The sequence below is a fragment of the Streptococcus sp. W151 genome, from assembly GCF_053010205.1.
On the sequence record NZ_JBRKNT010000003.1, the window covers coordinates 156,481 to 167,984 of the forward strand.

Here is an 11,504-nt window from a genome sequence, read left to right on the forward strand (position 1 = left end):
GAAAAAGCCCAATCAACGGATTAGGCTTGTTAACGTTAGTCTTTCTTTGTTTTGCGAGAGAGACCAAAGGCAGCACCCATGCTAAGAAGACCAAGGCCAAGAGTTGTCAAGGCAGTTGAGGTCGTGCTTCCTGTATTTGGAAGGCTTGCTTCTTTTTGAGGAAGAGCTGCTGGTGCGATATAGACTTCTGTTTTCACAGGCTCGTTTTTAGCTGGTGTGAAGACTGTCGGTTTCGCAGGAGTGACAACAGCCGGTTTCTGAGGAGTAGGAGTCGGTGTTGCAGGTGTTTGGATGCTAGGCGTTTGTGGTTTTGCTTTCGCCACGCGGTGAGTTTTTGAAATCAACTCATACTTATCTGTTTGGACTTTGAAGACACGACCTTTTTGTACAGTTTCAACAACTTTATTGGCAAATTGAACGTTCAACAAGTCAGCAAAATCTTTGCGGATATCTAGGTAGAGACCATTTGTCCCATTGACCAATGGATCAAAGTCTGTTTTAATAGATTTATATGTTTTACCAACTACGGTCAAAGAGATACCTGCATCTTGAAGGGCCTTCAGAGTCGCTTCTTTCGTTGGTGTATCTTTTGTAAGATCAATGTCCTCGTCTGTAATCAAGAAAGCAAAGCGATGGTTGTTTGCCCCAGTCCCCCAGTTGTAGTCCGCTGAAGTAGCGATGTGGTGCAATGGAACAGTAGCATTTTCATCAGCACCATAAGTTTTGATAGTTTTCAGAGCAGAAATAAAACTTTCTGGATCCGTTGTGAATTTTGATCCGTTAAAATCAAAGTATTGTATACGATCTGATCGTTCAAATGCAACCAATCCCAAGCGTGCTTGGATATTTTTTGCAGATAAATTACGAACAAAGGTCTCAACGTTCTTCATTGTATCATTGATATGTGAATCCATCGAAGTTGATTTATCAATGACAAAGACGATGTCGGATGTTGCTTGGACTTCTTTTTTATTGACGATATCTGCTTCTTTTGTCACTTCGACGAGGCTTGTTTTATTGACGGTTTCTGTCGTTGTCTCAGTGTAGTCAGCTGTTTCTTTGGTTGATGTAGCTGTCTTAGTTGAAGAGACTGGTTTTGAAGCGCCAACAGGTGTGTCTTGATCTGCTAAGCTAGTCGTTTTGATGGTTGCTGTTGAAGTAGTGGTTGTGTCTGCGCCGTCTGTTTTAGCAGATGGGCCAGTTTTCTTGACGTCCACAGCGATGACATCGCCGGTTTTTGCTTTATCAGCAGGAACAACTGGTGTATTGGCTTTGGCATTGATTTCTTCTGTTGCAGCCGTGATAGGTGATTTTGTTTCTGTAGAAGTTGCAGGAGCGGCTTGGGTTGTGCTAGGTGCAACGTCATCAGCAGAAGCAATAGTCGTTCCTGTGAAGACAGTTCCTAAAACAACGGAAGCTAAAGTTAAAGTTTGTTTACGTGAAATAGTATATTTTTTCAAAATACGTCCCCTTTTTAATAAACTTTTTTCTATCATACCGATTTTTCACAAACTTGTCAACGTTATAATAATCAAGGGTTTTGTTGGTTTTTATATCCCTAGTTATTGATAAAAAATCAAACGGGAGAAATATGCATAAAATAGGTTTAATATACAAATTATATAAAAAGAAATAGGATTCCTACAAATTTGCAGGAATCCTTATTTTATCGGCATTTCTACTATATTTTTTATCCGTAAAAAATACTAGCTAGTCACTTTATTTATGTTTCTAAATCAACACATAGGTTTCAACTGCTTGCCCAGCCCCGTTTTCATTGTTGGTCTTTGTCACGACAGTCGCTCCCTCTTTCACTTCTTGTGGAGCGTTGCCCATAGCGACCCCGATGCCTGCTTTTTTGAGCATAGGGAGGTCGTTGAAGTTGTCTCCCATGGTGAGGACTTCTTCTAAGCTCAAGTGGTAGTGGTTGGTGAGCTCAACCAGAGCATCTTCTTTGGAAACGTTCTTAGCTGTGACTTCTAGGTAGTTGGCTTTGGAGAGATAAAAGGCGGTAGAAGGGAAGTCGTCGGCAGAAATAGTGCGATAGAGAGTTTGGATCTCTTCTGGCTCCCCGATTAAGAGCAATTTGTGAAGGAGCTTTGTCGCATCCAGCAAAGGATCCAATAGGGGAAGAATGAGAGGTTTTTCCCCTGTAATCCGGGCCTCCTCTTGACTCCATTGGTCAAGGCGGTCGGTTATCCAGTTTTTTCCACTATAGAGGTTGATCGAAACCTGAGGAAAGTGTTGGTTGGCCCAGTTGATAAAGTTCCGGGCCTCCGTCTTGTTCAAAGGGTGCTCGAAAAGAACCTGCTCTCCCTTTTGGATCAAGGCACCATTGTAGCAAGCCATGGGGCAGTCTTCTATACCGAGTTCTCTGGCAATGGGAGCCATCCCTTTTGGAGAACGAGCAGAGGCCAGTACGAAAGGAATGGTTTCGCGTTTTAAATCCGGGATCAAGGCTGCCAACTGTGGATCGATCTGATGGTGGTCATTTAAGATAGTACCATCGATGTCGCTGATGATGAGACGAATGTGAGACATAATGGGGACCTCCTAATAGAGAATAGTGGTTTCACTGCCGATTTGTTTAAGGATGTCAGGGCTTGGTTTTTGATCAGTAATCCAATAGTCAAATTGCTTGAGACGAGCGAGATAGTAGTTAGCATGTTGGTGGAACTTGACACTTTCTGCTACCAGCACCTTGGTACGAGTCCGCTCAAAAACGAGAGACTTAACCGCAACGTCTTCAGCATCCTCAAAGGTGACTTCGCCATTGGCTAAGCTACTCGCTCCAAAAAAAGCAAGATCAAAGCGAAGATTGTCCAGTATTTGTGCTTGATTCGCGTCATAGTAGAAGCGGTTTTTAGGGTAGAATTTCCCGCCTAAGAGATGAACGTCAACCTGGGAATGGCTACTGAGCTGGATGGCATTGTCAAGGGAATGCGAATAGACCGTGACTTCTTTATTCAGCATGCCAGCAAGCAGTGTCATCGAGGTGGAAACGTCGAGAAAGATCACTTGTCCATCTTGGATCAATTGCAGGGCCTTTTGAGCCATGGCAGTCTTTTCCTTGTTGGCTTTCTGACTGCGGTCTAGGTAAGAAGGGCCGGGTTCTTTGTTTAAGAGGAGAAGTCCACCATGGGTCCTACGGACTAGCTGGCGTTGGCTCAGAAGGGCAAAGTCTCTGCGGATAGTATCTTTTGAGACCTTGAAATAGTCGACCATTTCTTTAGCGGATAGCTGTTTTTTCTCTTCTAAAAGTTCTAGGATTTTTTCGAGCCGTTGTTCCTGGTACATGAATTCGCTCCTTATTGCTGTTCTTGTCTTCATTGTACATCATTTTGTAAGCGGATGCGAGTTTTATTAAGTGTATTTAAGTGTTTATGATCTTTTTCTTATAAAACCTTATTTCTGACGTTTGTTTTAAAGGGGGAATTCTGCTATAATATGTCAAAATAATGTGGAGGTTTCCTTATGGCCAGTGAATATGAAAAAATGATTGCAGGTGACTATTATAGACCTGCGGACCCTGAATTACGGGCTTTGGCCAAAGCTTCTCGGGAGAAACAAGAAGCCTTTAACCAAGAAGTAGACCCTAAAAAAGGGGCCACCATCATCAAAGAGTGGTTTGGCTCTACTGGCGACAACCTCTATCTCAATCGTCAAGTCCTTGTGGATTACGGCGTCAACATCCATTTGGGAGAGCATTTCTATGCCAATTACAATTTGACCATGTTGGATATATGTCCCATTACCATTGGAAAGAATGCCATGATTGGTCCTAATTGCCAATTTTTGACCCCCTTACACCCACTGGATCCAGACGAGCGTAATTCTGGTCTCGAGTACGGAGCTCCGATTACCATTGGGGACAATTTCTGGGCAGGAGGAGGTGTCACCATCCTTCCTGGTGTCACGCTGGGTGATAATGTGGTCGCTGGTGCTGGGGCAGTCGTGACCAAGTCCTTTGGAGATAATGTAGTTCTTGGAGGAAACCCAGCCCGTGTTATCAAAGAAATACCCGTCAAAAAGGAGAAGGGATGATCCAAAAACATGAAATTCCTATTTTAGAGTTTGATGACAACCCGCAGGCAGTCATTATGCCGACTCATGAGGGGTTAGACCTGCACTTGCCTGAAAAATGCGTTTATGCTTTCTTAGAGAATGAGATTGATCGCTTTGCGAAAGCTGTCGGAGCCAAACAAGTAGCCAGCTTTGTCTCAGCTACCAAGACCTATCCGGTTTATGTCATGGAGCACCAAGGAGAGGAAATCTGCTTGGCACAAGCGCCAGTTGGATCTGCACCTGCTGCCCAATTCATGGATTGGTTGATTGGCTACGGGGTGAAGAAGATTATTTCAGCAGGTAGCTGTGGCGTCTTGGTGGACATGGAAGAAAATGCTTTTTTGATTCCGACCAAGGCCTTGCGAGATGAGGGAGCTAGTTACCATTATGTGGCGCCTTCTCGGTATATAGAAGTGGATCGTCGCGCACTGACTGCCATTGAAACGGTTCTAAAACAAGCGTCCATTGCCTATCAAGAGGTCATGACTTGGTCGACCGACGGCTTTTATAGAGAAACGCCCGACAAGGTAGCCTATCGCATTGAAGAAGGATGTAGTGTGGTGGAGATGGAGTGCGCCTCACTGGCAGCAGTAGCTCAGCTTCGTGATGCGGTTTGGGGCTTGCTCCTATTTACCGCAGATTCTCTTGCAGACCTGGGAAATTATGACCAGCGTGACTGGGGGTCTGAAGCATTTGAGAAAGCCTTAGAATTATGCCTAGAAATGGTTCATCACTTGTAGGTTTATTCTCTTTTTATGATACAATGAAGCTATGTTAGTCAAATTATTTTTTAAACAATGGCAGTCTAAGATTAAAAGCCTGTCTCCGGCAAGGCGAATCTTTCTCAGCTTTGCCTTAGTTATCTTGATCGGCTCTTTCTTATTGAGTCTGCCTTTTGTCCAGCAAGCAAGCTCAAAAGCAGGTTATATCGACCACCTCTTTACAGCAGTCTCTATGGTCTGTGTAACGGGGCTCTTTACCCAGTCAGTGGCTTCGACCTATAATGCCTGGGGGCAGTTGATCTGTATGCTCTTGATTCAGATTGGTGGCCTGGGGATCTTGACCTTTATCGGTCTCTTCTTTATGGAAAGCCGCCAAAAGCTCAGCTACAAGGACCGGCAGACCATTCGGGATAGCTTTGGCTTTAGTAATAACCAGAGCTTGGCTCGTTTTGTCCGTTCTATTTTCATTACCACCTTTACCATCGAAGGACTGGGGGCCTTGCTCCTCATGATTCGCTTCATTCCTCGCTTTGGCTGGGACCATGGAATCTTTAACTCCATCTTTGTCGCGGTTTCCGCCTTTTGTAATGCGGGCTTTGATAATTTTGGGGACGATAGTATGATGAGTTTCCAGACCGATTGGTTGGTCAATCTGACCTTGTCTGCCCTTATTATTACTGGGGGCTTGGGCTTTATGGTTTGGTTTGACCTAGCCACCAAGGCCCGCAATCAATCAGGACGGCGAACTCTTCGCTTCCATACCAAGGTGGTTCTCTGGTTAACGGCGGCGATCCTTCTCTTTGGGACAGTGACTAGTCTTATGACCGAGTTTAATAATCCAGCAACGATTGGGTCCCTTCCATTAGGAGAGAAGATCTTGGTCAGCTTCTTCCAAACTGTCAGTATGCGGACGGCTGGTTTTGCTTCGCTAGATTATACAGCAGTCCGGCCAGTGACGCTCTTTATCTATCTCTTACAGATGTTCCTAGGTGGGGCACCAGGTGGGACAGCAGGGGGCATGAAGATCACCACTTTCCTGGTCCTCTTGCTCCTGGCTCGGAAGGAACTGTTGGGGCTACCACATACCAACTTAGGAAAACGAACAATTTCACCGGACCTTGTTCAACGTTCCTTTGGGACAGCGGTGATATTCCAGTTGACCTTCTTAGTGGGGCTATTAGGAATCTGTTTGGTGACGCCGGATGGCCAACGCTTTATTTATTTGGTCTTTGAGGTGGTATCCGCTCTAGCGACAGTGGGAGTGACCGCCAATGTAACCTCGACCTTAAATGGAGCGGGACTAGGCATTATCATGGTCCTCATGTTTATTGGGCGGATCGGTCCCTTGACCCTCATGGTCAGCTTGAACAATTACCAAGCCAAGAAAGTAGATACCTTGCAGTATGCCAAGGCAGACATCATTATCGGATAGGAGAGACTTATGGCAAATCGAACCATTGGAATTTTAGGATTAGGAATTTTTGGACAGAGTGTTCTGAAAACGCTGCAGGACCAGGATGTGGATATTATTGCAATTGACGATCACGCAGATGTGATCAACCAGTATGAATCCATGATTACAACTGGAATTGTCGGGGATATTACAGACTTGGATCTCTTGGATGCGGCAGATATTGGGAATTGTGACACGGTCGTGATCGCGACGGGGGAAAACCTGGAGTCCAGCGTGCTGGCTGTCATGCACTGTAAGGCCCTTGGTGTTGAAAACGTCATTGCCAAGGTTAAAAATGAAGTGACCAAGGAAGTCCTTGAGAAAATTGGGGCTGATTTGGTCATTTTACCAGAGGTAGAAGCGGGAATGTCTCTAGCCAAGATGATCCTCTTCCAACACGGGATTGAAGTCTTCCAGTTGGATGAAGCAGTGGTGGTGGTCGAGTTTACGGTTCCAGCTAGCTGGGTAGGAAAAAGCATCCGAGACTTGGAAATCAGAGACCAATATCAACTCAATATCATCGGCTATCGAGATGGAGAAGACCAGCCTTTGCGAAGTCAGATTGGTCCCGACTTTATCTGGCCAGAAGGGGTGCGCGTGATGGCGGTGACAGACAACCAGTATCTAGATAGAATCCAAGACCTCTTAGAGGAAACAAACTGAGAAAACGACCGAATGGTCGTTTCAGAATGTTGATAACCTATTTTTTAACTAAAATAGGTGAAATGATTCTGCAGAAAAATGATTTTTAATTTTTACTCCGCAGACGCCCTCTGTATCTTAATTAGTCATGGAACTTCCTGGATTGCTGAAATCATCCACTGGATAATTTCACCTAACGTCCGTCCTCAAGGTCGTCAAGAATCTCTTGCCATTTTTCCTCATGCATGCCTCGGCAGATATGTTTGGATCGAGTCTCATGTATCTCTTGATCCATTGGGAAGTTGATCTTATAAAATTTTAGGAAAGGCTCTGTCAGATGTTGACAGGCCTTTTTTTGAGTGCTATAGTAAAAAACGTAAACGCTTACGCAGTGAGGAGAAGCAGATAAAAAGCGGGCAGTCAGATGCCCCATAAAAAGAGGAGGAAAGACAAATGGCAGGATCAGTGATACAGGGAGAGAACTACCGAATCTCCGTATTAACGGAATCTTTGGTGCGCTTGGAATATTCAGAGGGTGGTGTTTTTGAAGATGGTCAGACGCAAGTTGTGCAAAATCGTGATTTTGGACCTGTTGCCTGTGAGGTCGTAGAGACAGAAGAGGTCCTCGATCTGCATACGGAGCATCTCCACCTTCATTTTGAAAAAGGACCTTTTAGATCGGATCGGCTTTTTATCGAGCTCAAGGGTCAGTATGCAGTCTATGGTAGCCGGTGGCACTATGGAGATCAGCCTGAGACCTTGAAAGGGACCAGTCGGACGCTTGACGAGGTCGATGGAGCTATGGAGTTGGAAGATGGGATCTTGAGCAAGGCCGGTTATGCTCTTTTGGACGATTCCAGTTCCTACTTGTATGATGTCGAAAGCGGATTCAGAGCACGGCCATGTCCAGAAGTGGATCTGTATTTCTTTGGTTATGGGCGCGATTATCTAGGGGCCTTGAAAGATTTTTACCATCTGACGGGACAACCCCCCCTCTTGCCACGTTATGCTCTGGGAAACTGGTGGAGTCGGTATTGGCCTTATACCAGTCAGGAGTACACAGATTTAATGGATCGTTTCAAAGCTGAAGGGGTACCTTTGGCTGTCAGTGTGATCGATATGGACTGGCACAAGACAGCAATTCCTGCTCGCTTTGGAAGTGGTTGGACGGGCTATAGTTGGAACCAGGACTTGATTCCTGATCCAGCTGCCTTCTTACATGGTCTGCATGAGCGTGGTTTAAAGGTGACCTTAAATGTCCATCCAGCAGATGGCATTCGTGCCTTCGAAGATGCTTACCCCTTGGTCGCAAAACGCTTGGGATTAGATGCGGAAAAAGAAGAAGCGGCTAGCTTTGACTTTTACAGTCCAGCCTTTCGCGAAGCTTATTTCGAAGATGTCCACCATCCCTTGGAAAATCAAGGAGTCGACTTTTGGTGGATTGATTGGCAACAGGGAAGTCATGGCAAGATGGATCCCCTTTGGTTGTTAAATCACTATCATTATCTAGACAATTGCCGAACAGGTCAAGCTGGTCTCATCTTATCGCGTTATGGGGGTCCTGGCAGCCACCGGTATCCGATCGGTTTTTCAGGGGATACCATTGTGACATGGGAATCCCTAGCCTTTCAACCCTATTTTACCAGCACAGCTTCAAATATCGGTTATACGTGGTGGAGTCACGATATTGGTGGCCATATGAGGGGTTACTATGATGAAGACTTGGCACTTCGCTGGTTGCAATTTGGGGTCTTTAGCCCGATCAATCGTCTCCATAGTTCTTGTAATGCCTTTAACAGCAAGGAACCGTGGTTTTACTCGCCTGAGACCTGTCGCTGGATGAAGCAGTATTTGCGCCTGCGTCACAGCTTACTACCTTATCTTTATACCATGAATGTGGCGACGCATGAAGAAGGACTGCCTTTGGTTCAGCCCCTCTATTACCATTACCCAAACGAAGAAGAGGCTTATGAGGCTAAAAATCAATATTTCTTTGGTAGTGAACTCATGGTGGCCCCAATTACAGAGGCTCTGGATCCTGTCTATCATAGTGCTTCTGTGAGTGTTTGGTTCCCAGACGGAGTATGGTATGATTTCTTCCATGATTGGAAGTACGAAGGAAAAGGCAAACTCACAGTCTTTAGAGCTAGCCAGGATATTCCGGTCTTTGCGCGTGCAGGAGCCATCATCCCTATGGATGCACAACCGCAGACAGGGGTAGAGCTCCCGGAAATGCTGGACTGGCATCTTTTCCCAGGTGACAATCGTTCCTTCGTACTCGTTGAAGGAGAAGGAGATAACCGGGTTGAAACCCGCCTAACTGTCAATTGGGATGAAAGAAAGATTAGACTGGATCTAACAGGGGATCTAGCGCTACTTCCTGAAAAGAGACAGCACCGGTTCTTCCTCCATACCTTTGTGACAGCCCCTATCTTAGTGGACAATCACAGTCAGGAAATTGCGATGGGTGAGCTGCGATCACGTCCTATTGCCAAAGAAGATCGGATGTTTGAGCTCTTGAAATCTGCCAATCTGGCCTACGATAGGAAGAATGAATTGTTTGTGGCTTGTTCAACAGCCAAGGATTTGAAACAGTTGATGAAGATCATTACGCCTTTAGAGGAAGGTTTGCGTCAACGTCTCTTTGAAGTGATTTATTCCAGTGAAGAGAATGAAGACTTGTAAACTCTTGCAATTTCACCCCTATTTTTGTATGATGAAAGTGATTTCACAATCATAAAGGAGAAGAGAAAATGGAACAAAAATGGTGGCATAATGCCGTAATTTACCAAGTTTATCCAAAGAGTTTCAAGGATAGTAATGGCGATGGCATCGGGGATCTCAAGGGGATCACGAGCAAGCTAGACTACTTGGAAAAATTAGGGATTACAGCGATCTGGCTCTCACCAGTCTACAAGAGTCCCATGGATGATAACGGCTATGACATCTCGGATTACGAGGATATTGCCTCCATCTTTGGTAGCATGGAAGATATGGAGGAATTGATCGCAGAAGGCCATAAACGCAAGATCAAAATCATTATGGACTTGGTGGTCAACCATACCTCTGATGAGCATGCTTGGTTTATTGAAGCACGTGAAAATCCAGATAGTCCAAAGCGGGAATTCTATATTTGGCGCGATGAGCCCAATGGCATTATTTCTGCTTTTAGTGGCTCTGCTTGGGAATTGGATGAAGCATCAGGCCAATACTACCTGCATAACTTCAGTAAGAAGCAACCAGACCTCAACTGGGAAAACGAGGAGCTTCGTCATCAGATCTATGACATGATGAATTTCTGGATTGACAAGGGAATTGGTGGCTTCCGTATGGATGTCATCGATATGATCGGTAAGATCCCAGATCAGGAAATCATCAGCAATGGTCCCATGCTCCATCCTTACTTGAAGGAAATGAATCAAGCCACCTTTGGCGATAAGGATCTGCTCACCGTAGGAGAAACTTGGGGAGCGACTCCAGAGATTGCTAAGCAATATTCCAATCCAAAAAATCAAGAATTGTCCATGGTCTTCCAATTTGAACACATTGGTCTTCAATACCAACCAGGGCAACCAAAATGGCACTACGCTAAAGAATTGGATGTGCCAAAATTGAAAGAAATTTTCACCAAGTGGCAGACGGAATTAGGAAAAGACGAAGGCTGGAATTCCCTCTTTTGGAACAACCACGATCTCCCACGCATCGTGTCAACTTGGGGGGATGATGGCGACTACCGTGTCAAATCTGCCAAGGCTTTAGCAATTCTGCTTCACTTGATGAAGGGGACTCCGTATATCTATCAAGGGGAAGAAATCGGGATGACCAATTATCCATTTAAGACCCTCGAGGATGTAGAAGATATCGAGTCAATCAACTATGCCCATGAAGCCTTAGAAAAAGGAGTGCCACTCGAAGTGATCATGGATCAGATCCGCCATATTGGTCGGGACAATGCACGGACACCGATGCAGTGGAATGATGAAGCAGAAGCTGGCTTTACGACAGGTCAACCATGGCTTGCGGTCAACCCAAACTACAAAGAGATCAATGTTGAGGCTGCCTTAGCAGATCCAGACTCCATTTTCTATACCTACCAAGCTCTGGTGGCCTTGAGAAAAGAGCATCCTTGGCTTGTGACGGCTGATTATGAATTGGTGGACGCAGTAGACAAGGTTTTTGCTTACAAGCGGGTAGAAAGAGAGCAAGCCTACCTCGTCGTTGTCAATCTCTCAAGTCAAGAGCAAGACATACCGCTTGTCAATGGAGTTGAAGAGGTTCTCATTGCCAATACCAAGGTAGAGCAAGTCCTAGAATCGGGCAAGTTAGCCCCTTGGGATGCCTTCTGTGTCAAATTAACCTAATGAAGCAAATGAAAAAATTAAGGAACGAACTTCCTTATAAAAGCAGGTCTTTCTCAATAGAGAAGGCCTGTTTTGCTTTTTAGGGGTTGTTCTTCTAGCAGAATCCGCTCAAAAATGGTTCGGTGATGCATGGGCTATAGGAAATATTTATAAGAAGTCCTAGTTTTTGCTTTTATTCTTTGCTCTTAAGGCCCATTAAATCTGTGTTATAGTTTTTAGCTATACCAAAATTCGTGTAAAAGCAATTATACAAGACGGCTA

General features: G+C 45.0%; 9 protein-coding genes. 6 read left to right on the forward strand and 3 right to left on the reverse strand.

Going from position 1 to position 11,504, the window contains the following annotated elements; all coding sequences use genetic code 11:
* Window positions 1-35 precede the first annotated feature (35 nt).
* The 3 genes from ACVC7Q_RS06905 to ACVC7Q_RS06915 all read right to left on the reverse strand — a co-directional run bounded on the left by ACVC7Q_RS06905 (window position 36) and on the right by ACVC7Q_RS06915 (window position 3,297).
* Complete coding sequence (locus tag ACVC7Q_RS06905; RefSeq protein WP_447265329.1) at window positions 36-1,460, reverse strand: vWA domain-containing protein; 1,425 nt, start codon at window positions 1,458-1,460, stop codon at window positions 36-38.
* Window positions 1,461-1,731: 271 nt separating this feature from the next.
* The gene (locus tag ACVC7Q_RS06910; protein WP_447265330.1) at window positions 1,732-2,541 is read right to left on the reverse strand and encodes a Cof-type HAD-IIB family hydrolase; all 810 of its coding nucleotides are present in this window, start codon (window positions 2,539-2,541) and stop codon (window positions 1,732-1,734) included.
* 12 nt (window positions 2,542-2,553) lie between these two features.
* A complete protein-coding gene (locus tag ACVC7Q_RS06915; protein WP_447265331.1) occupies window positions 2,554-3,297 on the reverse strand; it encodes a DeoR/GlpR family DNA-binding transcription regulator in 744 nt (247 codons plus the stop codon).
* Between the two features lie 177 nt (window positions 3,298-3,474).
* Here ACVC7Q_RS06915 and ACVC7Q_RS06920 point away from each other — a divergent pair, with 177 nt between their 5' ends.
* The 6 genes from ACVC7Q_RS06920 to ACVC7Q_RS06945 all read left to right on the forward strand — a co-directional run bounded on the left by ACVC7Q_RS06920 (window position 3,475) and on the right by ACVC7Q_RS06945 (window position 11,243).
* Window positions 3,475-4,044 carry a sugar O-acetyltransferase gene (locus ACVC7Q_RS06920; RefSeq protein WP_447265332.1) on the forward strand — a complete coding sequence of 190 codons (570 nt, stop codon included), beginning with the start codon at window positions 3,475-3,477 and terminating at the stop codon, window positions 4,042-4,044.
* The gene (locus ACVC7Q_RS06925) at window positions 4,041-4,805 is read left to right on the forward strand and encodes a nucleoside phosphorylase (protein WP_447265333.1); all 765 of its coding nucleotides are present in this window, start codon (window positions 4,041-4,043) and stop codon (window positions 4,803-4,805) included. The genes ACVC7Q_RS06920 and ACVC7Q_RS06925 overlap by 4 nt, the downstream gene beginning before the upstream one ends.
* A 31-nt stretch (window positions 4,806-4,836) precedes the next feature.
* Window positions 4,837-6,219 (forward strand): TrkH family potassium uptake protein, encoded by a 1,383-nt coding sequence (locus tag ACVC7Q_RS06930; protein ID WP_447265334.1) that lies wholly within the window; start codon window positions 4,837-4,839, stop codon window positions 6,217-6,219.
* Between the two features lie 9 nt (window positions 6,220-6,228).
* The gene (locus ACVC7Q_RS06935; protein ID WP_447265335.1) at window positions 6,229-6,903 is read left to right on the forward strand and encodes an NAD-binding protein; all 675 of its coding nucleotides are present in this window, start codon (window positions 6,229-6,231) and stop codon (window positions 6,901-6,903) included.
* Between the two features lie 432 nt (window positions 6,904-7,335).
* Window positions 7,336-9,567, forward strand: coding sequence for a TIM-barrel domain-containing protein (locus ACVC7Q_RS06940; RefSeq protein WP_447265336.1), 2,232 nt, complete (start codon window positions 7,336-7,338; stop codon window positions 9,565-9,567).
* Window positions 9,568-9,635: 68 nt separating this feature from the next.
* The gene (locus ACVC7Q_RS06945) at window positions 9,636-11,243 is read left to right on the forward strand and encodes an alpha-glucosidase (protein WP_447265337.1); all 1,608 of its coding nucleotides are present in this window, start codon (window positions 9,636-9,638) and stop codon (window positions 11,241-11,243) included.
* Window positions 11,244-11,504 lie beyond the last annotated feature (261 nt).